Raw genomic sequence first — 23,005 nt, 5'->3', positions numbered from 1 at the left:
AGCGTTGGTGACGTAGGCGTGGTCGCCGTTCAGGGTGATCGCCACCCCTTGCGGTTCCCCCCCGACCGGGACGGTGTCGATGATGGTATCCGCCGCCGCAACCGCCCCCATGCCGGCCATACCCAGAACCAACGCCGCAGTAGCCGCCGCCGCGATGGTCAGACGTGCCGCACGCCCACGAACCATGCGATAACCCCGAACCGTGCTGCGCTGATTCACATTCGTCTCCTACCCCAGAGGAACAAACCGGACCAACCATGCTGCGGGAAAGCTGACAACCGGGACCGGACACCAGCCCATCGGAGGCTAACAACCGGATTCTGATCTCAACCCAGGACTCGCCGAACCCCCACAGCCGCAACGGTGCCACCGCTGCGGTTGCCCTTCGCACCGCACACCTCACAGGGAAGAGCTGAAGACGGCCAGGTTGTGCCGTTCCGCTTTCCGGCTCGAGCGCAGGTAGGGGCTAAAACCGTCGTTTTCGACCCCCATCGCACCTGCCGCCGGTATGCGGTCTGCTCCTCGCGCAGGGACGGCCGGTGACCGTGGAGTAGATCGCGCAGGCCACCGGCCGCACCCCGAATGGCTCGACCAGCACCCAGGAGCCACCGTGCTCCCCGACGCCGACGCCTACACCCTCGGCCAACCCCACCCAGCTGTTGTTGAACCCCATCGGCCGTCATTGATACCCAGCGCGAACTCGACAGCGGACTTGCCCTATCCGGCGACTCGCTCGCGGGTCAGGTCCAGGCGGGTGTTCATGTCGAGACGGAACCGCCCGTACGGGTTGATGTTGGACCAGAACAACGGCGTCAGCCCACGGCGTTCGTTCTCCCCGACCAGGTCGTGGAACTCCGGGTTCTCCAGGACTGCTTGCAGCAGCAGAGTGTTGATGTGCACCAGCGCCGATTGCAGCAGGTGCAACGCCAGCATCGACACCTCGGCGTGCTCCCGGTCGGCGCCGGTGAGCTGGGAATCCTTGCCGTAGAAGACGACGGTGTTGGCGGAGTTCCAGTTCTCCACCACCTGCAACCCGCTGTTGATCTCGCGTCTGAGTTCTTCCGACGCCAGATAGTCACAGGCGAAGATCGTGCGTACCGCCCGCCCCAGTTCTTCGAGCGCCTGATAGGTGGGGTGTTTCGGGCCACCACGAGTGAACCGGCGCAGGATCGAGTCCGACTCCGCCGTACCCAGGCGCAGCGCGGTGGCGTATTTGACCATCTGGTCGTACTGCTGCGCGATGAGTTCCCACCGGATCGGCCTGGTCAGGATCGGTCCCAGCTCACCGTGAACAATCGAATCGTCGGGCCGATACAACCGGATCGAGCCGATGTTCTTCAACCGCGGCAGCAGCTTGAACCCCAGCAACTCGGTGAACGCGAACCCCACAACCGAGGCGCCGTGCGTATCGACATAGTTGGCTTCGATCTCCGCGTCCGTGCAGTGCCGCAACAAGCCCTCGATCATCGCCGCCACCTCCGAGCTGGAACAGGATTTCAGCTGGGAGTAGATGCACACGTTGCGGCGCTCGACATGCCAGTAGATCATCACCCCGTACCCGCCATAGCGCTGGTGATACTGGGTCATCAGGTTCGACTCCCACGACCCGAACTTCTTCGAATCACTCGCACAGGCGGTGCCCGCACCCCACCAGTTCGGATCCCGCGCGGCGAAAGTGGCGTTCACCAGCTTCGTCGTCGCGCGGCGCAGATTGTCGCGCGTGATGAAGTGCCGGCGCACATGCCGCAACGCCGCCTCGGACTCCTCATGCTCGCCGGTGTTCACGATCGCCCGGATCCCCATGTTCGTGCCGAGGGCGAACAGGTCGAGCAACAGCCGTCTTCGCAGGGTGTCGCGGTCGATCACCTCGCGGGAGGCGACCGAGGTGAACTCGGTGGTGAAGTCGGTCAGGAAGTCGGCGTCCTTGAGCACGTCCAATAGGTCGAGGGTGCCCCATCTCCGGGTCACCTCGGCCTTGATCGCCTCCAGGTTCTCCGGCTCCGGTTGTTTGTCCAGCTTCGGCACGCTGATCCACTGCTCACCGCGCCGCCGCGTCAACCGCACCCCTCCCGTAGTGCCCTCGGCCAGGCCCACATCGAAGCGGGCCAGGGCCTGACTCATCCGCTGCTTCAACCCGTTGATGAACTCGGTCGGATCGAGGGGCTGGCGGATCGCGGCGTAGTGCACCTCGCGGGCGGTGTCGAAATCGCCGGGCAGGTCGTCTTCGGGGTTGCGCCACCGGTTGGCGCCGTCGACATAGATCTCGCGCCGGCGGATCGTATCTCGCAACACGACCAGAACACACAGCTCGTACGGGATGCGTTCGATGCGGCCGTTCTCGTCCACGACGGCCCCGCGCCACGCCTTGGGCACCACACCGTCCAGCGGTGTCAGGGCGTGCCTGTCGTAGAAGCGGACCTTGCCATCGATGCCGGCGTATCGCTGCAACAACTCCATCGCCACCATGACTGGCCGGTAGGCGGTGTTGTTGCACCGGAAATCCAACGCCGCCAACAATGCCGGCAGCATCCGCCGGTAGTGATTCGAGTACGAGCTGCGCAGCACAGTGCGCACCCGCGCCGCAAACACCTGCTCGTTGGCCTTCGCCTCTTTCACCAGCTCCCGCAGCGTCTTCTCACCGACCACCGGGTACAGGGCATCGCGCACGATGTCGTCGGGGTGATCGACGGCGGCCTCCGCGAGTCGGAACAGGATGTTCTCCTTGCCCCGCACCCGCCGCAGATCCTCGGTCAGCTCTTTCTCCACCCGCCGATCCGCCCGCGTGTTGACCTTGTGGACCAGCTCGATCAGCAGATCTACCAGGGCGTCGGTGATCTCGCTCGATCGCACCCAGCACAACGCCGCCAACAAGGTCAACATGATCGGCTCCGGCATGTCTCGCAGATCCGACGGGAACGACCGCGCCACCCGAGCACGCCAGGCATCGACCAGCTTCTCGCTGGCGTCGGCGAACAAGTGCGCCGGCAACTCGACCGCCCGCACCGCAGACAGCTTGTCCACCTCCCGTAACAGCGTCTCCAAGCTGACCTTGCCGGGATCGGACTTCAACTCCGCCAACAGATTACGGCCACCGGACAGCGGTGCGGCACCGACCGCGACCACATTGTTCAACCCGGCGATCGATACCTCACTCAGCCGTGAGACGGTGCGCTCGCAGAACCTCTTCTCGAAAGCCGTGCGAGCCGAACCGATGATCCGGTCGATACGCCCCGGCGGTTCGACCCGCTCGGCCCGGCATCGCACCAGCAACGCCTGGCGCAGCTGTCCGTCCCGCAACTCCACCGGGCACACCTCCGTCGCCAGCCACGACGACAGATTGTCCTCGTCGCTGCGCGACGATTCGCGGAATCCGAAGGCATCCCGTACCTGGGCCCGGTGATACTCGATCGTGCGGCCGGTCCAGCGGTAGAAGTCCAGCAGCGCCGGATCGATCTTCACCTGCTCAGCCATGTACGCCACCGCAGCGGCCGGTAACTCCTCAGGCCCGATAGGGAACCGGGCCTCGAGCTCGAAGAATTTCAGCAGCAGGCTGAACCCGAGGCGAGTCGCGCCCGACTTGTTCCCCACCAACCGCCAGTCCTCACCGACCAGCGTCCACGACCCGATCAAATCCTCGGTCGACCACTCCTGGACCACGCTCGGCAACAGTAGACGAATCAACCTGAGCGCGCGAAGCTACTTTGCGGCTGGGGCCAGATTCAGGATTCCGGGGCCGTATTGCAGGGTTCGTCGCACCGTCACCCGCCGCGGACGCAGGAGCGTCGAGGTGGTCTACGTGATCTGCTCGCTACCGATGACCGAGACCGGCCCGGACCGGGTCGCCGCATGGATTCAGGGGCACTGAGGCATCGAGAACCGGTTGCATTGGGTTCGGGACGTCGTCCTCGACGAAGACCGCTGCACCATCCGCACCAAGACCGGACCGCGGGTCATGGTCGCCCCTCCGGAACACGGTCATCAGCATCTTCCGGCTCGCCGGCGACACGAACATCGCCGCCGCGCTGCGGCATCGCAGCCGCAAACCCACACCGGCCGATCGACCTACTTCACACCACCTGACATGCGCTTATGCGACTTTGTGGGAGCCCTGGGTTTACACCGAACCCAAAGAACCCGAAGAACCTGGTGAGCCGGGCGTTGTACCGGGGGTTCCCATAGGGTCCAGGTGCCAGTCCTGGCATCCCATGGAAGCGAAGATCGCATTGAGATCGGTTCCTTCGTCGATGACAATCGTTGCTGGCCCGAACGTTTCCTGGTTACGTATCGATCCATCGGTCGGTCTGACTATCCATTCGCATCTGTTGAAACCTGGGAGTGGACCGTTTGTACTGTATGTTCCGAATACGATGTTCTGGAGGACAGTGGATTCGTCACCGGAGATGGTGGTGGCCGCCGGAAGATCGGTGATCCAGTTCTGACAGTTCGTAGACTCGAACGCGTAGTCGGTTGCGAAAATACCTCGGATGGTCACGGTTTGAGATCCGGCACTAGAACCGGTGTTTATGACCGGCAGCACTCCGTCCCGGTCAGGGCTGTCGAAAAGCGTCCACGTGCACTGCCCGTTTCCGTCGACCGGTCCGGCTGTGTGGTAAGTATCGGGAGCGATGTCCAGGTTGACGAGGGAGACGGAGTCTCCGGGGATCTCGTGTGCAGGGTCTTCGGGAGCCGGTGTCCAGTCCATGCAGTTTCGGGAGTCGAAAAAGTAGTCAGGCCCTGCTAGCAGTGTGGGAAGGGTGACTGCTTGAGGCCCGACTATATTACCTGAACCAGCTTGAATCGACGCGGGCGGATTGTAGCTCAGCACTCGCCACAACTGGTAGCTACATGTCGCGCTCTCGTCGATCGGGCCGTTAGTGCGATAAGTTTCAGGTGCGATACCCCTGCCATCGGTTCTACCGAACTCATCGGTGCCAGTCCCGGTTCCAGGAATTGTGTCGGCGACTTGGGCTCCCGCCACGCTGCCGACGAGTGTTGCTGTTGCTGTTGCTGCTAGCACAGTAAATAGGGACTTTCTCATCACATCTACCTAGTTCGTTAAACGGGACCGACCCTCAGGTCCAATATTTGGGCCACGTGGAGTTGGTCGGACTGTATCCGGGTCTGGGCTTCGGCGACCATGGGTCGCCGAATACGTTGAAGCCATATCTCTGATTGATGTCAGCCGATCTCACAAACCCACAGATCAATGGAGCCCCCCCATCGAGGAACTTCTCGCCGGAGGTCGTCGACGGAGCAATCATCTCTCTCGTCCCGGGCCGTGGCACCGCTGACGCGCCTGCTTCGTGGCGAGGTCGTCGACCAGCTCGCTGCGGAGAAGCGCGCGATCAAGGCCGCCGCAGACAAGTCGAGCCAGCCGTTCACCCCGAACGGTAACTAACCGACGTCGAGGTCGGATCCACCGTTAATCGGACATTTGCCATACCCGTGGTCCGTGCGGTGGTCGTGAGAATCGCTGCGGCAAAGACTGCTTGAAGGGCTCGTGCGTGCATGAAAACCTCTTCTCGAGGGGAGGGAGCGAAGATATGACGATCATGAACCGACAGGTCTGTATTGACTGTGTCCGCACCCGAGTATGGCCGCTGATACGGGCCATGTCCTTCCACCGATCGGACGAACCAGGCATCCTCCGATCGGTGGAACACAACGAGCAGACCTGTACGGAATGAACGTAGGGCCCCAGGGCTCCCACAAAGTCGCATAAGCGCATGTCAGATGGTCTGCAGTAGGTCGATCGGCCGGTGTGGGTTTCGGCTGTGATGGCGTAACGCCGCGGCAATGTTGGTGTATCGACGGCCCCTCCCCCGCGGCCCGTTCGGTCACTGCCCGCAGATTTTCAGGCTCGTTGGCGGTGGGCGCCTGGGTCCCAATCCACGGTTGATTCTCGACGCAGGTTTTCGACACCTTCGACCTGGGAATGAACCTGCGCACCAGGACCTTCGGCGAACCGACCGTCCTGGTGCGCGAATCCCTAACACCCTCGCTGTTGACGTTTTCGTCGCCGGGCTCGTCCGATCATCCAAGGGCCGAGCGCCCTGGCGGTGTTTATCCGTCAGGGCGCTGTCGCGCCGGGGGTGTGGCCAGTTCCGGTCAGCTCGTGGTGACGAGCTGATCGTCGTAGTCGATGTCGGATGCCCGCAGGTCGAATAGTGGTGGTTCGGTGAATCCTGCTGCCCGGGCGGCGGTATCGAACTTTTCGTAGCGGCGCCACGCGGTCGAGGTGTGCACGGCCGGTGTGGAGGTTTGTGCGAGTGTTTCCCAGGTCAGGGTCGGATCTGCGAGTTTGCGGCGTGCGGTGTCCTTGACGGGGTTCGGCAGATTGGATTCGGTAATGAATTGCTCGACTGCGGCAAGGGGGTCCGGTTCGATTGCGGCCGGGGTCAATTCTTCGGCCCGAGTGTCAAGGATCTCCGCGACCTCGGTGCCGGCGGTGGCGGTGTCGGCATCGGTGTTGTCGCCGGATTCTGGGAGGTGCGCACCCTGGGGTGTTTCCGCACAACCGTCCCCAGGTTCCACGGGAGCGTGTTGCGCCGCTCCCCCGAAGGCGACGTGCCCGCGCAATGCGGGTTTGCGTTGCGCAACATTCTTTGCGTCGGGGTGCCCGGTCTTTGCGTCGGGGTGCTCGTCGCCGGTGCTGTGGGTGTCGATCTGCCTCTTGTAGTCGCTGTACGCGATTCCGGTGGCTTTGATGAGGATCCCGAGTCCGTGGGTGAACGCAAGGACGAGGGCGGGCGGGATGACGGCGATGGCCGCGGCGATAGCGGGGTCGAGTGGCATGTATCCGACTACTCCCCCGTTCGCGAGCTGTGTGTGCGCCGCGAGCGCGTTGTGGAATGCGTGGTACGCGTTACCCAGGATGCTGATGACGACGACGGTGACCGCGAGAGCGATGTAGAAACCCTTGTCCCACCAACGCATTCTGAGTTTGGTCAAGATGACGATCGCAATGGTGGATCCGAAGATTGCACTGTCGACGATGACCGGGAAGATCCAGGCGAGATCCTCCGGGATCGTGGCTTGCCGTGCCAGGTCGCGTTGCACCGCGAAGGACAGGACGAACGCACCGGTGGTGATTCCGAGTGCGATCAGGATCGCCAGGAGCAGCGCCGCAATCAAAGCGCCTAACTGAACACGTGCAGCACGCAGATTAAAGTCGTCCATGATCGGGTGTTTCCTTCCTAAGGGGTGTGCCCGGTCCGGAGCCTCGCCGGTTGCGTCCGGCGGGGCTCCTTGTGTGTAGATGGCCAGTGAATGTACGGATACGCGGATATACGCGTATCCGTAAAATCGAATGAAACTATCGCCTGGCCAAGACTTCGCCCCTGACCTGGTTACTCAGGTCTTGGTCGGCGAGGAGTCGCTCCACGAGAACCACCAAAATCTCTTGTGCAGTGACTCGTGCAACTCCGAGGTCACGGGCAGCCGCGCGTTGCCAGTCCCCCAGTCGGTCATTCTGGTCCGGCGACAGATCGACATTCTTGCGGACGCTTCGCTGCAACGGCGGGCGGGCGGACCGTTCGCGACTTTGCGGCCTGGTCCCGGAACTGGGTGTTGCAGGCGCAACAAGCTGTTCCGATTCGGTGCGCTCTTGCGCAACGGGACCCGGCACTTCTTTCGCTGCGCTTTGCGCTCGCTCCACACTTGCGCGAATGCGGTCCTTGGCGGTGCTCATGCTGCGTCCTCGTTTCCTCTCTCAAGCAGTTCTTCGATGGCGTCGCCATATGCAGTGTTCGAAGCGTTGTCGATCGGGAGTCCGAACGCCTGAGCGAACTGTTCACGTCGTCCGACAGTTGCCTTGAGCACGTGGTTTCCTGCTTCAGCGATCATTTCGCGGAATACGTCGGTGGAACTTGCGTTCGGGACGGTTCGGGTGAGCAGGACGGCAAAAACGGGATCGACCGCTTCGTCGCCGCGTAGTTCGGCGGCATCGTCGAGGAGTTGCCGGACAGCAGAGAGTCTGCTGAATTCCATCGTGGTAGGCGCAAGTGGGCAGATGATGTGAGTCGCGATTCGCACCGCGGAGAGGACGATCCCTCTCTGCTCCTTCATTGGCGGGGTATCGATAACAACTGCGTCGTACCTGTTGTTGGCGATACCGGGTAGCTGCTTGTGCAGGTTGTTGACGGGCATTCCAATAACAGGAAACGGCCAGTCTCCCAAACTTTGCCAGTTCAGAAGTGATTCGTTTTCGCCGTCCGCATCGACGCCGAGAACGTTCAGGCCGGCCTCGTGCAAAGCGTGGGCGAGGTAGGCCGCAGTAGTGGTCTTAGTGGAACCTCCTTTGAGGTTCGCGACCGTGAAGACAAGCACTAGCAACTCCTTCCGCGTTTCAGTAGATACGTATATACGCATTCCCGCGCTTACAATTTCGGCTGAGGTGAACTACTGGAAATCCGCAAAAGCTGACATACGGATATACGTATCTCAGTATGTCAGCAACTCCGCATAAACGGACTTGTGTGCATCACCTTACACGGATATCCGCGTGTTCGCGGTTCCGTAGGCCCGCGTTTCCGTAGGTACGGATATGCAAGATGGGACCGGTAGCCACGCGAATCCGTATATACGGATATACGGATATACGGATATTTAGCTAGGCGCCCGGGAGTCCGCAAAAAGCCAGTTCATCGGTGATATTTCCTCGGCATTGGCACCACCTTCTGACCGTGCATGAGCGTGATATCAGTACCTACAGACTGGTCCGCGACAGCCCAGAATCAACCGATTCATGGGGCCGCGCAGCTCGTCGTTGCGGCCACCTCGGAGTCGCACAGACGTTTTGCACGGATTTTGCCAACAGATGAAACGACTGCAAAGCCGTTCGTTCCGATGCAATGCGGAGGAGAAGGAACGCAAGAGATGGGTTCGAGGGGCCTCCGCGACGGTTCGGCAGGCGGCCGTCCGCCAGATCTTGTACACGGACGCGCTCGACCCCCGTTGCACTGACATCGTGACTACGCATGCGGCATGCAAGTCCGACCTGGCCCCGGCGACTGCAGGTGCTACGCCAATCGATCCTGTGGAAGCTGGATGGCCTGTCGGAGTACGACCTTCGACGCCCACCGGCACGAACCTGCTCGGTCTCGTCAAGCACCTGGAGGGGTGCGAATTCGGCTACTTCTCACTACCACCGCGACCCCGAATCAGCTCATCGCGGACGGTATGCGAACGTCCTGTCAATTTCCAGTCATTGGACCGATCATGATTTACGCCGTACGAGCTTCTGTGCACATTGGTCGGCGGCGGCGCGGGCTGCGGCGCGGCCGGGTCCGGCGAGATCGGCCAGTGCTCGTTCTCGTTTGCGCCGGCCTTCCTCGACCATCGCCCTCGTACGCTCGACTTCGGCCGCTCGGGCCGCTGCTTGTTGGGCGTGGGCGATGGTGTCGAGGACGTGGGGTGGAAAGTCGAGATCGGTCTTGCCGAGTAGCCAGTGCATGAATCGGATCGGGTGCTGGGGGGTGAGTTCGCGGCCGAGGCGGCGGCCTTCCTCGTCGAGGAGGGTGTTGAGGTCGGCGCCGGTGAACCCGTGTCCGGCTGCGTCAGCCAGCACGGACGCCCACTGGTCAACCGGCAGGGGACGTGCCCAGGCTGGTGTTTGGCGGTCACGGAGCCACTGAGCGGCCAGCAATTGCCCCCCACGATCAACCGCCGGTCGCGACCGCCTCTTCCTCGTGGCCGGTCGACGCGAAGCGGCGGCATTTTCCACAGTTTTTGTTGTAAAGAGAACTCTCTTACAAGACTTGAGAGACCAAAAGATACCCAAAGCGGGGTGGGGTGCCATTTGTGGATGACCTGGGGTGACGCGGCCGAAGTTATCCACAGGGGTGGGGGGGTGCAGCGCCCAGACCGCTGCCCACCCTCTGCTGCGGTCACCGACGGCCCAGGAGGCGAGGCGTTCGGTGCGGGTACGGATTCTGCCGGCGAGTGTTTCGGTGGCCACGCGGAGCAGCAAGAGTGCAGTGCGGGCGCGTTGCACGGTGCGGCGGCCGAGGCCGGTGCGGGCGACGATGGTGGCGACGGCGAGTCGGGATCCTCGTCCTGTTCGGAAGTCGGCGGCCGCGGCCTTGACGCGGGCGACTGCCAGGACGGTCTTCAGGGAGATTCCGCCGCCGGTCGCGGCGACGAGCATCGGCCGAATCCGCGGGTATTGGGTGGTGTAGACGGTTTTCACGACCACGTCGGTCCAGTGCTCGCTGCCCAGCCAGCAGGCGATCCCGGCGTAGGCGTCGTCCTCGAGTTGGAGGTGGATCGGTCCGGCTTTTCGGCGGTCGACGAGGATGCCGTCGAGCGCGATCTGCTCGGCCCGGTCGCGGGCTCGGGTGAGCCGGCGGGCGAGGGTGCGCTCGGTGACGGTGCGGGCGACGCCCCGACTGGGGGAGTGGGGCAGCCCCGTCCGGTACCCCGACGCAAAGGTGCGGGTTCGTGGGCGACGCGTGCACGCAATCGCATTGTTACCGACGACACGTGTGGTATTAGATGACGACGCAAAAGGGTGCGCGCTATCATGAGACCTGTCCACTAAGACAGTCCCTTCGGGGAAAGAGCAGTACCACTGAGATTTGAGCGGCTAACTCGAATCTCACCAACCTCGAGAACCCTCGGCCTACCCGCCGGGGGTTTTCAGTTCTTGGCCGCTGTACCGCTAGGGATTGTGGTGTCGATACACCCTATTTGTGTGCGGCTTGGCTTACTGGTGACAGCCACATTGATCAGCTGGCCAGGGGAATCACCCCCTGCTCCCCGCCACCACTTGGGGACGGCGACTCGAGCTCGCGACGTAGCGCAGCTTCGTAGAATGCGCGCTTGGAAATACCTCGCTCCTTGACTGCTCGGTCGACGCGTTCTATCAGAGTTTCCTCGATACCGACGCCGATTCGCTTCCATGGTGGTGTGTACGGCTCAGCTGGCATAGGTATAGATATATCCGCTCCGAACCCCCCACGGCCGCAGACACGCCGATGGAACACACATCCTTATCTCGCTGGGTTGCACCCGACAGGACAGGCCTTGTTTCACACAACCCGCTCGCAACTGATCATTTCTGGATCTGGGAGCACGGTCCGCACACGTGACTCTGGTACCGACAGAGCGCTCCTGACACCAGTTGTTCACAACCCGTCAACGACAGCATTCACCCGCGGTTCGGCATCCGGCACAGAGGCAGCCCCGTGCGGGTTCACCGGATTGGGCTGCCACGGTAACGTCAAAACCGTCCGCCGATGGCCGAGTCCCTGGGCCGGGGGAGCGCTCTGGCCGCGTCGATGATCGCGGGGTGATCCAGGGAGAGCGGCTCGACGCGGATCAGTTCAGGGCGCAGCCAACTTGCCAGAACCGACCACTGCGGTCGGTGGAACGACCACCAGGACACCACCTACCACTCCCGGTCGCCCGCATGCGGCTCCCGGCCTCCGACCAAATTCGGTGCCCCACCCCAGTAAGCCCGAAGAGGATCCCTGGTGTAGATCCATGAAAGGCCGGGGCTCCAAAGCTCCGGACTTTTGCGGCAGCACCGCGGGCGGCAGTGATGGGCTACCAATACAGCGAACTAAGGTCGCTCCATGCCCTCGACCTTCCAGGCACTCGCAGTCGCTCTCCTCGCGCTCTTACCCGGTGCCCTCTACGAGGTGGCTCGCGAACAGAGATCCGGCAGATGGGGACTCCGGGGTGCAGACCAGATATTCCGGCTACTCGGATTCTCGGTCGCCTTCCAGGTGCTCCTCGCCCCACTGACGTACTGGCTCTACAGCCACTACATCGTGACCGGGCACCTCAGCGAGGGCAAGGCCGTCAGCGGGTGGCTCTGGGTCGGCGGCATTGCCTACCTCGTCGTCCCTTTCGAGTTCGGTCGCTTCACCGCATGGGCCTACAACAAGCGCGACCAGGTAAACCACACCGCGGATGGAGGAATCCGCCGCTTGATCGCGACGGCGTCCTCGAAGGTCGTCACCCTTTACACCGACACCGCCCCAGCCCCAAGAGCCTGGGATTACATGTGGGCCCGACCGAAACTTTCCGGCTGGGTCGTCCTGTACCTCAAGGACGGAGGAACCGTGGCGGGTGAGTGGAACGACTCCTACGCTGCCGGTTACCCCGAGCCGGGTGACCTCTACATCGCCGAGCAGGTGGCAGTCGAGCCCGACGGCACGATGGTGACCGAGATCGTCGACGGCGCTAAGTTGCCGGTTCTGCTCGACAAGAGCCTCCTGATCCGGTGGGACGAGGTCAGGTATCTCGACTTCTATTACAGTAATCTGGGCAGCAACGGCGACAACTCGCCGAGCGAAGGGGATCCCGATGGCACCGCGACAGAAGGGGCGAACGAAGGCGATGGTTCGAACCAATGATTCGCGAACCGGCACGTTCGAGCGGAAGGGCGGATACCCCTCCGCGAGTGTGCCGCGCTCGCAGATGAGGCTGCCCGCTGGCGCCGTGACCAAGCCCAAGCCGCAATCCTCGGCCAACGGGAACGGTGGCAGCCGGTCGAATTAGCTGTAACCCCTGGATTTAGATCGGCGACAAAAGGCCGGAGCTTTGGAGCTCCGGCCTTTTGCGGCGGTCGTTCAGGGCCGGGAGGTAGTCAAGCGTTCGACCGTTTTCCGCCCGCGATCTCGCCCATGGATTCGTAATCCGCCAGCGACACTTGCCGCCTTTGGTGACGATTTCCACGGTGATGTGGTCGGCGTTGACCTGCTTGATCAGCGCGAATAGGGAGTTGCGGGCGTCTGTTGCAGTAAGTGCAGTCAACATCGGAAATGGGTGGCGCTGATCAGTCGACTCGAGTCGCGTCGCTTGGGGCGCAGAAGAAGTGCGGTGTGGTCTCCACGACGTGCCCGTCTTCGCAGCGGCGGTACTCGACCGTCCTGTCCGCATTGAGCGGGCCGGGGGACAGAAACACGCTGGTCCCGCAGTCGGGGCACTGCATAAAGACTGTCTCGCGGACATGAGAACCGTGATGCGGGGCAATCACTCGTAACCCCCTGCGGGGCGGTGGGCGTCGAGAAGACCCGGGTTCCGGTAGTAATCGCCGAAAAATCAACGGATATGTCCGCGCCGTCGTTGCCCACCGCTGACCGAACTGCAAATCGCCACCCAATCCCCACCCTGGAATCAGACTCTCCGACCATCGCCCCCACATCCGCGGCAAAATCCGCGAGTATCTCACCCTGTAAGACCCCCACGGAGTCACGCAGGTCAACTGTCGGACGGTGCAGAAACCGGAAAAGAGATCACCGCACCCCGCCGATCCGAGAAAACTTCCCGGATCAGGGCCGACTGGGGATGTCCCTGTTGACCAAGGCAGTGTGCGGCGACCTCTTGCTCGTCGTAGCAGCAGTGTAAACCGGGCCTACGACACGGTCGCGGCGCTGTTGCTGCTCCCTGGATGCGGTCAGCTGCCGGCGAAGCTTCCCCAAGTGGCGGGCGTGATGTCGACAGTAACCTCAAGGACCGCGTCGTCACCGATACCGCTGGATGCGGTCACCGTGAAGGTATGCGCCCCGCCAGTTGTCGAGGTGCCGGAGAAGACACCCTGCTCGCTCAACGTGACGCCAGAGGGCAGGACACCATCAGTCACCGCGACCGTCGGTGCCGGGTTCCGGTCACCGTGAACACGCGTAGTGGTAGGGCTGACCGACATCCCCGGTGGGCGGTGCTCCTGTGATGGCGGATGGTGTCTTACCGATCGCGATCACCGACACCGAGTGGCTCAACTCGCTGGTGACGTAGGCGTGGTCGCCGTCCGGGGTGATCGCCACCATGAAAATCGGCTCCGTTTCGGCCTCGGGTTCGGCAGCGGTGTCGCGGTAGTGGTCGCTGATCGCTTCCGCGGCAGCGGATTCAACCTGTTCGGCCCGTGCCCCGATGTGATCGACCATTATTCGCGGCCCTGGCGTCTTGACCTGCTCGGGGCTAACGCTTCCCAGCTCGCGGCCGGGTGCGGCCGCGGCCCGCGAGCTGGGTACGCGTCGTCGCGCATCGTGTCATCCCTCCTCGAGACCGGTCAGAGGCCCAGGCCGTGATCGCGGCCACGGGTCGGGCCGGGATCGGGGGCTTGCCGGTCCGGTTCGGTGCGGCGCTGCTGCTGGTGGAGCCGACGGCGCACCGCATCTTCGGTGGCGCGTTCGGGGCGTGCAAGCTCGGCGCGGCGGGTGTATTCGGCGCGGTAGCGCTCGAGGCGGGCGCCCCGGGTCTTGTTCGGGTTCATCCGCTGGGTGAGCATCGCCTGTTTGATCCTGGACTTCAGCTCGGCGGTCGGGATCTGCACCAGGTCGTCGCCTCCGGTGATCCGGTGCTCGACGGCCTCGCGGTCGAATGCCGCTGGTACCGCCGCGTCGCGGGGCTCGGGCTGTACTGGGGTCTGCGGCTGGGGAAGGGTCGGTGCCTGGCCTCGGACCGGCGCCGGTAGCTGCTGGTCGAGGTCACCGCGCACGGCAACCCGGTCGGTGGCGCGGGGTTCGGTGGTGCGCTTTTCTGCGGTCTGCTCGACCACGGGCGGTGCGGTCTTCGTCGCGGTGAGGGTCACCGGGTGCTCGGTGCGGGTGGTTTCGGCGAAACCGCGGGCGGCGGCGGACTCGGCACGCACGATCGCCCCCTTGAGCTGCTCGACGTCGCGGCGGGCGCCGGCCAAAGCCTGGTGGTCGAGTTCCATCAGCGTCAGACGGGCCACCTGCACGTCGCCGGAGGTGACGATGTTCGGTGCGCCGCCGGCCTTGACGACCAGGCGCTGCTGCGCGGCCGCGGCGTCGGCGTGCTCGGCGCTCACTGTCGCGTTCGCGGCGTCGGCGACGATCTCGGCGAGGGCGAGGTCGGCGTCGAGGCGGGCGGCAGTGTCGTCGGCGCCGGTGTCGCGGGCGGCGGCGGCCTCGGCGCTCAGCCGGGCGACCGTGTTCTGTGCGGCTTCGGCTTCGAGTGTTGCCTCCATCCAACGCCGGTGCGCGTAGGCGGTTTCGGCCGCGTACGGGCGCTGCTCGTCGGCTCGTCGCTGCATGTCGGTGAGCATCGGCGTCGCTGCGCTCAGGTGCTCGGTGGTGCCCTCGAGTGTGGCCTGCCACAGCGTGTCCAGCTGTCGGCGTGCGGCAGCGAGATCCTGGGCGAGCCGTTCGAGCCGCTCGGTGGGGGGCAGATCGGCGTAGCGGTCAGGTTCGGCGGCGCGGGCGTGGGCGAGCAGTCCGGCAGCCCAGGCGTCGATACTGTCGAGTTCGCCGGAGTCGGCCGGGTTCCCCCGGTCGTGCTCGTAATCGGGTGGGGGCGGGGGCAGGTCCGGGTCCAGCGGCGCGTCCGTGTCCGTGTCCGACAGGGGCGGCAGGTCGTAGTGCACCGGCTCGTTGTCCGCGTGGGCGTCAGGTGTGAGTTCGGGGACGATCCATCGGCCTGCGGCCGCGGCCGCGGCTTCCTCGGCCTCGGGGGAGAGGGGCTCGGTTCCTGTCTCGCCGGGAATCGGCTCGGTGTGGGCCAGGATCGCTTCGATGCGCCACGGCAGCGCGGTGGCGTAGTCGGCGGCGTCGAGGTCGCCGCCGTCCTGGCCTTCGATCGCGAGGTCGCGGGCCAGTGCCAGCAGATCCTGTGGGGTCCATGCGGCCGGGTCGGCGGCGGCGACGACGGCGACGAGCTTGTCCCATGCCGGGTCCGCCGACAGTGCTTCGGCACCGTCCGCGCCGAGAACGGCGGCCAGGTCCGCTACCCAGGTGGGGGACTGATCGGCCGGGACCGCGATGTCGGTGGCGGCGGGGGAGAGTGTGCCGGACAGTCGCCACCACAGTGCTGCGGCGGGCAGCTCGACCGGCAGCGGCCGGTCGGCGACGGCGCGCCGGACGAGGGCGTGGACGTCGACCCCGCTGCGGCGGGCCAGGGCGAAGCGGTCGGCGAGCTCGGGCCAGAACGGGTCGACCAGCAGGCGGGGTTCGACGGACTCGGCCAGCGGGCGCCAGCGGGCGGCGGCGGCGTTCGGCTGGCCGAACGCCACCTCGGCGCGGGCATCGAGGCGACGCTGGTGGCGTTTGTCCGCAGCCGCGTACCTGTCGGGGCCGGTCGGGCGGCGGTCCGCACTGTCGACGTCGTTGACCGCCCGCCACACCGCGAGATCCGCGACGAGCTGGCGGTCACCGGCCAGCAGCGGGCGGGCCCAGGCGGGGGCGTTCTCGTGCGTGTACTCGGCAGCCCCCGCGGCGACCTGGACGGCGAGATCGGCCACCAGTGCGCTACGCCGGGCCAGGTACCGGCCCCACTTTTCGTCGGCGGCGAGGTCGGCCGGAATGGACGGCAGCCACGACAGCGGCCCGGTCCCGGCGGAATGCTTACCGGACGGGTCGAGCCGCCAGTCCAGGACAGCGGCGACGTCGCCGGCGGTGCCCAACTCGCGGGAGGTGGCGGCGGCGTAAAGCTCGTCGACGGGGTCGGCGCCGTCCACGGCAAGGCGTGCCAGGTGTTTGCGCAGGACCGGGTAGGCGGCCTCATCGGTCAACCCTTCCCGGACCTGCTCGGCGGCGACGTCGATGCGGGAGAGGACCTCGGGGCCGACCACGGACTCGGCGGCCACACCGACCGCGTCGGTGTACGCGGCCGCGGCGCGGGCGATCTTCCGCTCGGGGTCCGCGAGTTCGCTCGCGGTGGTGGTCGCCGACTTCTGTGCACCGTCGCGGGCGAGGATCGAGGTGAAAATGTCGACCGCGGTCGGCGGCAGCACCGTCTCCCGGTTGAGGACGTTCTCCGGGTCGCCGTCGCTCGCGGTACCGAGATAGAGGTGGTTGCCGTGCTTGCCGCGGGTGAGCCCCACATAGGCGAGCTGCCGTGATTCCGTACCGGTGGCGACGGTGTGGCAGGTGTCCGCGGTGATGCCCTGCGCGCCGTGGATGGTGCGGGCGTAGCCGAGAGTGGTGTGCCCGGCCACATAGTCGGCGGGCAACTGGATCGACCGCGAGGAGCGGACATTGGTGACCTTCAGCGATCCGTCAACGCGCACCTCGTCGACGGTCCAGCGATCACCGTTGCGGACGAAATCCGAGCGGGTCAGGGCCAGCATCCGGTTGTTCAACCGGGTGCAGACCTGGTCACCGGCCGAGCACGCCAGCCCGTCCGCGAGCATCACTTCCAGTCCGGTGGGCGGGCCGTCGGCGGCGAGGCGATCGGTGCGGGCGCGCTCGTTGAGGCCACGGACCATCTCGCGGGTCGGGGCGAGCATCACCGCGTCGAGACCGGCCCCGCGGTCGGCCTGCCACGCCCGGTAGGCGATCTCTTCGGCGGCGACCTTGTCGGCGACGTGGACGCGCCCCTGGTCGATGTAGAAACCGATCGCGGCCGGGTCCCCGTCCCGCAGAGCAAGTGTGGCGGCGCGCTCGGCGGGGTCGGTGAACCGGACGACGTCGGTGAGGGTGACCGCCCCCGCGGTGGTCGCGACATCACGCAGCACACCACCCGCGGTCACGGAGGCGAGCTGCTGATCGTCGCCGACGAGACGAACGTTGCCGCCTCGTTCGAGGACGAACCCGATCACCCGGTCCAGGTCCGCGGTCGAGGCCATACCCGCCTCGTCGACGACGACGAGGGTGCCGGCACCGATCTGGTGGAACCAGTCCGGTTTACGGAACGGCTGCTCGGTGAGCGTGTGGATCAACTTGCCCATCGTGTCGGTGGCCGCGCCGAGATCGGTGCGCAACGCATCCGCTGCGGCCGCGGTCGGGGCCAGGCCGATGACGTTGCCGCCGCTGTTCTCCCACGCCCGTGCCAGGGCAGCCATCGCGGTGGTCTTGCCGGTGCCGGCCGGGGCCAGAGCGAGCTGAACGCGGGCACCGGAGGTGGCCATCTCACGCACCAGTACGGTCTGTCCGGTGTTGAGTTCGAAATTGTTCGCGGCCTGCTCGAGCAACGCGAGATCGACGTCCAGTGCGCTGGCGCGGCGACCGTCCGTGCGCACGCAGGCTCCGACGATGCGCTGCTCCGCGGCCAGCACAGCTTCGCTGGTGTAGAGCTGGGTTCCGGCGGTGGTGTAGACACTCGACCCGTCGCGGCGGCGCAGCTCGCCCGGCTCACCGAGATCATTCTGCTGGCCCAGGGCAACACTGCGCTCCGGGGACATTGCGGCGGCGGTGAGCCGGTCGACGACCGTGTCGATCTGCCGGGCGGACAGGTTCGCCGACCGCGCCACCCGCTGGGCTTCGGCAATCAGATGGGCCTGCTGCCACCGCGACTGGTGTTCGGACACGGTGGTAATGATCCGGTCGGCGGACTCACGGATCCACCGGTCGGTGACGTGGGTGCGGGTGGTGCTACGCGGGGGATGGGTGGCCGATCGAACCATGTCCGACAGTCCCTGCTCACCGCCGAGAACACCCAGCGCGGTCTGACGCCACTGCTGCCGTTGCTCGACCAGCGACATCGGTTCGTGCTTGGCTTCGCGGGTTTCCAGGTTCGCCTGCTGCGCCAGCGCGATGGCCTCGATCGGGGTCGGTTCCCGGCCGTGGTCACGGTGGAACTGGGTGGCCAGTTCACCCCGGCGCAGTTCGATCATGGCCCGGCGCGAGGACCACACCTCGTTGAGCGCAGCGTCGACTCCGACGATCTCCCGGATCGGCCGCTTACTCTTGTCGGTCTGCTCGCGCTCGTCGAAACGCACCCCCAGCCGGGTGCGCATCTCGGCCTCGACGGCGGTGTTGTACACCTCGGAGGCGGCAACGAACAACTTGTGCAGGGGCCGACCGTCCAGGGCGAGCCAGCGTCCGGAATCGGTGGCACGGACCTTGTTCGAGACGGCAACGTGGGTGTGCAGGTTCGGGTCACCGGCCCGCGAATCACGGTGAGTGAACGCGGCGCAGAGCAGTCCGTCGACGTCGACCTGCGCGACACCGTCGGCGCCCTGGCGGGTGTAGGTGGCGTTCTCCTCCACGAACCGGATCGCCTTCTGCACCGCGGCGTGATGGGCGTCTTCGATCCGCTCCGAGACCTCTCGGGGCGCGGCCGCCCACAGGGTCGACACCGATTTCACCGGGGTGAAGGTCAGGTCGTAACCGGCCACCGCGGTGGTCTTCTGGCGTGATCCCCGGGCGATGAATCCGGACAACTCCCGGCCGTCGGTGGGGGAGCGGCCGTACTCCGTCTCGAACAGTTCGCGGCCGACCCGGGTGCGGATCTCGGCCCGGGTGGTGTCGTCGATGCGGGCGTTCCACTCCTGACCGCGGGCCAGGTTGTGATCGGTGAAACGCTGCGCCACAACCTTTCGGAACTCCGTCGCCCCGGCATAGATGCGGAACGGGTTTCCGAGTTTCGTCTCGGCCAACGCCATCCGGGAGGCGGCCTCGGCGTCGAGTCCGCGGGTCACCGCGTCGACAATGATGCGCTCCTCGATCACGGTGGCGTCCGGGTGCCGACCCTCACCGAACAGGGCGCGCATCTGCTCAGCCGACACAAGGTCACCGCCCCCGATTCCGGCCAGCGATTCCAGACCCGCACCCATCCACCGGCCGGGTGCCTCACCCTTGGCCGAGTAGTAATCCGACAGGCTCGAGCGGCCGAGTTCGGTGCTGTCCTGCGCAGCGACTTGACGGGTCAGGTACTCGTACCCGTCCCCCGCCGTCAGCTTCTTCGCGGACATCCCCACGGACGAAGAATAGCGTACGTTTACCTTTTCGTGACCTTAATGCAAGAGGTGTGTTGATATTCGAGAGCGCGGAACGTGCTCTAGCTGGGGTGATGGCTCTGGAAGGTGACTGGTGTTCGTGTACCGCAGTGGCTGGGACCGTGCCACAGGTGGTGGTGATCCTGTGCGCGAAGAACCCATCGGTCTCCCCGACGGGATAGGGTGCCGGGGAACCCAAACCGAAGCGGGGAGAATTCTGTGGACACAACACACAAGAAACCGGCTGTTTCAGCCCGACAGAGCGCTCGCGCGCGGGCCGCGGCAAAGATGGCAGAGCGTAACCAGCGCGAAAAGTTGATCTCGGAGAAACTCGAAGAGTTCATCTCGTCCGGCCTGCTGATCGAGACCGCCGAAGTGCGCCGCGATGAGGCGATCGCGAAGGCACACCAGGACTGCGCGGACGCGACAGCGAAAGCGCGGACACAACAGGGCGGGCGCGCCTTGGCGCTCAAGAACCTCGACCTGACCGACCGCGAGATCGCCGCACTGACCGACCTTCCCGTCAGCGCGGTCCGAGAGATGGTCAAGGCGGCGAAGAAATCCGCGAAGACCGAACAAGACGGGTCGGCGGCGCCGACTCCGGTGAGCACGAGCGACGACAACGACACACCGTCACCGGTGTCCGAGGATCGCTTGCCTGCCGAGTCGGTTGTGGTGGACACGCCGATCGCGTCTTGACGAGAATCGACGGACCGGGAATGCTCGAACCAGGAAACGCGGCCGAGGTCGCCCGGTTCTTCCGGTACGTCGTCAAAGGGCCAGGGCCTCAGGACTGCTGGTGGTGGGTTGGCGCCGTCGGAAACGACTCTTACGGCCGCTACTGGCTGAGCCGAAACGGACGACAACGCGTCGTGCGACCGCACCGGTACGCACTCGCCCTCGCGCTCGACCGGCCCCTCGAAGATCACGAAGTCGCCCTCCACCAAGTCTGCGACAACCCGATCTGTGTGCGGGCCTGGGAAGCGTTAGGTCGCCGCGCTCATGTCGTCGCCGGAACCCAATCCGAGAACCTCGCCGGTATGGGAGCGAAGGGCCGCGGCGGCGGCAAAGCGCAGCCGTGGCGGTGGCGGGAATTCGATCGCGCAGGCCGTGTCGCCCGGTCCCGTCGGGCACGAGAAGCGTTGCGCCACGGCTGGGACGAAGAAGCACTCCGGAAAGCACTGTGGCACTCCCGGGACCCGACCCTGTTCTGACCGTGGCCGTGAGAACGGGGCGGGTCGCAAGCGTTAGGGTCTACGAAGTCCCCGATACCCGATACCCGATACCCGATACCCGATACCCGATAAGCATTCAGATTTTGTTCGCCCAAGGGCGGGCACCGGGACACCGAGGAACCGCGTGATCGACATGGCCGGCGACGAGAAACTGTCCTGGCAGCTACACCGCGACGGGTTCGGCTGGGAAGAGATAGCCCACCAGCTCGATTGTCTGCCGGCCGTTGCCCGGGCGTGGGCGGATCGGTACGAGCGACGCACCGACGCCGCGGGCGCGGGCGCTCAGTTCCTACTGTTCGATTGATCGGCGGCGTATCACCTCACGTGGTCGTGTCGGTGCCGCGTGGAACCATCCGGTCGACACCAAATTTGGGAGAGGGGAAACGGTGAGCAAGGGAACCAAACTCCGCACCGTGCGCGTCGAAGATGACCTGTGGGCCGCCGCCAAGGAACGGGCCGAGATCGACAACCGCACCGTGAGCGACGTCGTGCGCGAAGCCCTCACCATGTACGCCCTCACCGAACGGACGCCCGCATGAAATTCGGATCGGACGACGACACCGAACCCGGACAGACATCGAAAGGGAACTGGACCGTGTGGAAGAAAACGAAGCAGCGTTCTGGGACGAGTTCCGCGAACGGTACGAACCCTTCGCCGCCATCGACGGCAGCGACGCAGACGATTTCCTCACCGCACTCGGCGACACCCCCCACACCCCAGGCGTCTACTACGACCTCGACACCCTCCCGGACGAGGAGGCACGGCGCATCGAACCCGGCGCCACACCGCACAGGTCCGGTAACGCTCCCCAACGGCCTGATGTTCACGATCAACCCCAACCCGAGCCGGGTGCCCACCAAAAGATGACCTCATTTTTCCTGCGGGCGTGGCGGGGTCGGTAGTCGCGAACTTCTTCGAGTATCCCTGCTTTGTGCGCGTCGACCCGGTGAGCCGACCGCTTGACCAGATGTCTTCGAGGCCCTTCGCCTGATCGCCACCACATCGCCACATGTGTTCGTATCGGTGCTGCGGCGGCTACTCGTCGGCGTAGACGATCCGGACGTCGATGTCGTCCACCGCCAGATTGCGCAGTGCCGTCGCCGCGGCGACTCGATGCCAGCGGGCGGGCAGCTCGGGACGATCCGGGACCACACCGTCACCGCGGTAGATCACGATGACGCCGCTGCGCCTGCCGATCTCCTCGAGCTCGCGCACCACATCGTCCTGGTTCTGCTCGAGCTGGGCGAGTTCGGCGATCACACCCGCGGGCACCGTCTTGGCCGTGCCGGTCTCCCAGCCCCGGACAGCACGTTCACCGACGGACAGCAGTTGTGCGGTCTCCTGTGAGGACAGGCCCAGCAACTCTCGGCGTGCGCGCAGCTCCGCGCCGCAGCGGCGGTCATCATCGGCCATGAGATGTCCTTCGGGATCGGAAGCCTGGGCCTGCGCCCTGGCGTCGGTGATGCGTCGGTGAGACTCTACCGCCGGCCACCGTCGACTCTCCCCGCTGCCCTACCGCCGCGGCCGGGCCAAACCAACACACAACATCAGCAGCATCGGAGCGATGAAAAGACCAGCGGCCGCAGCGAAAACCGCCCTACCCGGGCGGCCGTGCCGACGGTAGGACCGGTGCCCGCAATACAACGCTCCGAGCATCGAAAGCGCGTTGAACATCATCAACATCGTGATCGCGAAGGTGTTGCCATCCATCGAGACTCCTCCCCTGGCTGGTCTTCGGTGATCGGCAGTATGCACCAGGCAACCGACAACAGCGCACCGGAAATTCAGCGTGTGTAGTCGGTTCAGGGGGCAAAACGAATCACCAGCCCGGATATCTGCTGCGCGACTCGGGCGCACACCGCCCGGTGCCACGCCGCCGGCCACTGGATGCCGCCGAACTCGGGCACCTCGGCGTCGCGCCGGAACGTCCGCACCTCGAAATCGCGGGCCTCTTCGAGGTGGCGGCACATCTGGTCCACCGCCTCGGCGGTGGTCGCCTCCAGGCGCTCGATTTCCACCCGCACCCTGTTCGGGACGGGGGTAGTGCCGCACATCCTCGACCGGTGACGACTCATTGCTCCGTGCAACACGGGAGTGTCAATTGTCATGATGAAAACCACATTTGAGACGGACACGGTCCGTGTC

Annotated in this window: 19 protein-coding genes and 2 pseudogenes; 7 read left to right on the top strand and 14 right to left on the bottom strand. The window is 65.1% G+C overall.

Translation table 11 applies throughout. The annotated features are described in order from the left end of the window. The 6 genes and pseudogenes from RM2_RS20715 to RM2_RS20685 all read right to left on the bottom strand — a co-directional run. Positions 1-219 (bottom strand): annotated as a pseudogene (locus tag RM2_RS20715) (hypothetical protein); the annotation flags it as partial. A 498-nt stretch (positions 220-717) separates the two neighbouring features. Next, positions 718-3,657, bottom strand: a complete 2,940-nt coding sequence (locus RM2_RS20710; RefSeq protein ID WP_072691401.1) for a Tn3 family transposase — start codon at positions 3,655-3,657, stop codon at positions 718-720. A gap of 457 nt (positions 3,658-4,114) precedes the next feature. Next, on the bottom strand, positions 4,115-4,702 hold the full coding sequence (locus tag RM2_RS26150) for an Rv1352/Rv1906c domain-containing protein (RefSeq protein WP_072691399.1): 588 nt from the start codon (positions 4,700-4,702) through the stop codon (positions 4,115-4,117). A gap of 1,406 nt (positions 4,703-6,108) precedes the next feature. After that, positions 6,109-7,179 carry a DUF2637 domain-containing protein gene (locus tag RM2_RS20695; RefSeq protein WP_072691398.1) on the bottom strand — a complete coding sequence of 357 codons (1,071 nt, stop codon included), beginning with the start codon at positions 7,177-7,179 and terminating at the stop codon, positions 6,109-6,111. Positions 7,180-7,315: 136 nt separating this feature from the next. After that, positions 7,316-7,690: a hypothetical protein gene (locus RM2_RS25430; protein ID WP_245814073.1), complete on the bottom strand. Its 375-nt coding sequence runs from the start codon at positions 7,688-7,690 to the stop codon at positions 7,316-7,318. Continuing rightward, on the bottom strand, positions 7,687-8,328 hold the full coding sequence (locus tag RM2_RS20685) for an AAA family ATPase (protein WP_072691397.1): 642 nt from the start codon (positions 8,326-8,328) through the stop codon (positions 7,687-7,689). The genes RM2_RS25430 and RM2_RS20685 overlap by 4 nt, the downstream gene beginning before the upstream one ends. 650 nt (positions 8,329-8,978) lie before the next feature. On the opposite strand from RM2_RS20685, the pseudogene RM2_RS25425 reads away from it, so the two are divergent. Then, positions 8,979-9,139 (top strand): annotated as a pseudogene (locus tag RM2_RS25425) (mycothiol transferase); the annotation flags it as partial. A 78-nt stretch (positions 9,140-9,217) separates the two neighbouring features. Here RM2_RS25425 and RM2_RS20680 read toward each other — a convergent pair. Next, positions 9,218-10,537 carry a hypothetical protein gene (locus tag RM2_RS20680; RefSeq protein ID WP_072691396.1) on the bottom strand — a complete coding sequence of 440 codons (1,320 nt, stop codon included), beginning with the start codon at positions 10,535-10,537 and terminating at the stop codon, positions 9,218-9,220. A gap of 1,039 nt (positions 10,538-11,576) precedes the next feature. Between RM2_RS20680 and RM2_RS24685 the strand changes: the two genes are divergently transcribed. Further along, entirely contained in the window at positions 11,577-12,362 is a 786-nt protein-coding gene (locus tag RM2_RS24685; RefSeq protein WP_072691395.1) for a DUF6338 family protein, read from the top strand. A 160-nt stretch (positions 12,363-12,522) separates the two neighbouring features. Here the strand turns inward: RM2_RS24685 and RM2_RS24680 are convergent, their stop codons facing one another. The 4 genes from RM2_RS24680 to mobF all read right to left on the bottom strand — a co-directional run bounded on the left by RM2_RS24680 (position 12,523) and on the right by mobF (position 19,600). Continuing rightward, on the bottom strand, positions 12,523-12,765 hold the full coding sequence (locus tag RM2_RS24680) for a type II toxin-antitoxin system prevent-host-death family antitoxin (protein WP_072691394.1): 243 nt from the start codon (positions 12,763-12,765) through the stop codon (positions 12,523-12,525). A 640-nt stretch (positions 12,766-13,405) separates the two neighbouring features. Further along, complete coding sequence (locus tag RM2_RS20665; RefSeq protein WP_084721915.1) at positions 13,406-13,654, bottom strand: putative Ig domain-containing protein; 249 nt, start codon at positions 13,652-13,654, stop codon at positions 13,406-13,408. Beyond that, positions 13,617-13,892: a hypothetical protein gene (locus RM2_RS20660; protein ID WP_072691392.1), complete on the bottom strand. Its 276-nt coding sequence runs from the start codon at positions 13,890-13,892 to the stop codon at positions 13,617-13,619. Before RM2_RS20660 ends, RM2_RS20665 begins: the two co-directional genes overlap by 38 nt. Before the next feature lie 125 nt (positions 13,893-14,017). Further along, positions 14,018-19,600, bottom strand: coding sequence for a MobF family relaxase (mobF, locus tag RM2_RS20655; RefSeq protein WP_072691391.1), 5,583 nt, complete (start codon positions 19,598-19,600; stop codon positions 14,018-14,020). Positions 19,601-19,843: 243 nt separating this feature from the next. On the opposite strand from mobF, the gene RM2_RS20650 reads away from it, so the two are divergent. The 5 genes from RM2_RS20650 to RM2_RS20635 all read left to right on the top strand — a co-directional run bounded on the left by RM2_RS20650 (position 19,844) and on the right by RM2_RS20635 (position 21,762). After that, positions 19,844-20,323, top strand: a complete 480-nt coding sequence (locus tag RM2_RS20650) for a hypothetical protein (protein WP_139277863.1) — start codon at positions 19,844-19,846, stop codon at positions 20,321-20,323. Continuing rightward, a complete protein-coding gene (locus tag RM2_RS20645; RefSeq protein WP_245814072.1) occupies positions 20,320-20,838 on the top strand; it encodes a hypothetical protein in 519 nt (172 codons plus the stop codon). The genes RM2_RS20650 and RM2_RS20645 overlap by 4 nt, the downstream gene beginning before the upstream one ends. Before the next feature lie 145 nt (positions 20,839-20,983). Continuing rightward, positions 20,984-21,163, top strand: a complete 180-nt coding sequence (locus tag RM2_RS20640; protein WP_072691388.1) for a hypothetical protein — start codon at positions 20,984-20,986, stop codon at positions 21,161-21,163. Positions 21,164-21,245: 82 nt separating this feature from the next. Next, positions 21,246-21,398, top strand: a complete 153-nt coding sequence (locus RM2_RS24675) for a hypothetical protein (RefSeq protein ID WP_169846784.1) — start codon at positions 21,246-21,248, stop codon at positions 21,396-21,398. Between the two features lie 58 nt (positions 21,399-21,456). Then, positions 21,457-21,762 (top strand): hypothetical protein, encoded by a 306-nt coding sequence (locus tag RM2_RS20635; RefSeq protein WP_072691387.1) that lies wholly within the window; start codon positions 21,457-21,459, stop codon positions 21,760-21,762. A 133-nt stretch (positions 21,763-21,895) separates the two neighbouring features. Here the strand turns inward: RM2_RS20635 and RM2_RS20630 are convergent, their stop codons facing one another. From RM2_RS20630 to RM2_RS20620, 3 genes are all read right to left on the bottom strand, one after another. Further along, on the bottom strand, positions 21,896-22,273 hold the full coding sequence (locus RM2_RS20630) for a helix-turn-helix domain-containing protein (RefSeq protein WP_072691386.1): 378 nt from the start codon (positions 22,271-22,273) through the stop codon (positions 21,896-21,898). 99 nt (positions 22,274-22,372) lie between these two features. Beyond that, complete coding sequence (locus tag RM2_RS20625; RefSeq protein ID WP_072691385.1) at positions 22,373-22,570, bottom strand: hypothetical protein; 198 nt, start codon at positions 22,568-22,570, stop codon at positions 22,373-22,375. A gap of 92 nt (positions 22,571-22,662) precedes the next feature. Beyond that, entirely contained in the window at positions 22,663-22,968 is a 306-nt protein-coding gene (locus RM2_RS20620) for a hypothetical protein (RefSeq protein ID WP_139277862.1), read from the bottom strand. Positions 22,969-23,005: the final 37 nt, after the last annotated feature.

This window comes from Rhodococcus marinonascens NBRC 14363 (genome assembly GCF_001894885.1).
GTDB lineage: Bacteria > Actinomycetota > Actinomycetes > Mycobacteriales > Mycobacteriaceae > Rhodococcus_F > Rhodococcus_F marinonascens.
The sequence above is the reverse complement of the archived record's forward strand: the minus strand, read 5'-3'. Positions and strand labels throughout refer to the sequence as shown.

Coding starts and splice junctions, on each gene's coding strand:
- RM2_RS26150 (WP_072691399.1), bottom strand. CDS start 4,702: ATGGACTGGACACCGGCTCCCGAAGACCCTGCACACGAGATCCCCGGA.
- RM2_RS20695 (WP_072691398.1), bottom strand. CDS start 7,179: ATGGACGACTTTAATCTGCGTGCTGCACGTGTTCAGTTAGGCGCTTTG.
- RM2_RS25430 (WP_245814073.1), bottom strand. CDS start 7,690: ATGAGCACCGCCAAGGACCGCATTCGCGCAAGTGTGGAGCGAGCGCAA.
- RM2_RS24685 (WP_072691395.1), top strand. CDS start 11,577: ATGCCCTCGACCTTCCAGGCACTCGCAGTCGCTCTCCTCGCGCTCTTA.
- RM2_RS24680 (WP_072691394.1), bottom strand. CDS start 12,765: ATGTTGACTGCACTTACTGCAACAGACGCCCGCAACTCCCTATTCGCG.
- RM2_RS20665 (WP_084721915.1), bottom strand. CDS start 13,654: ATGTCGGTCAGCCCTACCACTACGCGTGTTCACGGTGACCGGAACCCG.
- RM2_RS20660 (WP_072691392.1), bottom strand. CDS start 13,892: ATGGTCGATCACATCGGGGCACGGGCCGAACAGGTTGAATCCGCTGCC.
- mobF (WP_072691391.1), bottom strand. CDS start 19,600: ATGTCCGCGAAGAAGCTGACGGCGGGGGACGGGTACGAGTACCTGACC.
- RM2_RS20630 (WP_072691386.1), bottom strand. CDS start 22,273: ATGGCCGATGATGACCGCCGCTGCGGCGCGGAGCTGCGCGCACGCCGA.
- RM2_RS20625 (WP_072691385.1), bottom strand. CDS start 22,570: ATGGATGGCAACACCTTCGCGATCACGATGTTGATGATGTTCAACGCG.
- RM2_RS20620 (WP_139277862.1), bottom strand. CDS start 22,968: ATGACAATTGACACTCCCGTGTTGCACGGAGCAATGAGTCGTCACCGG.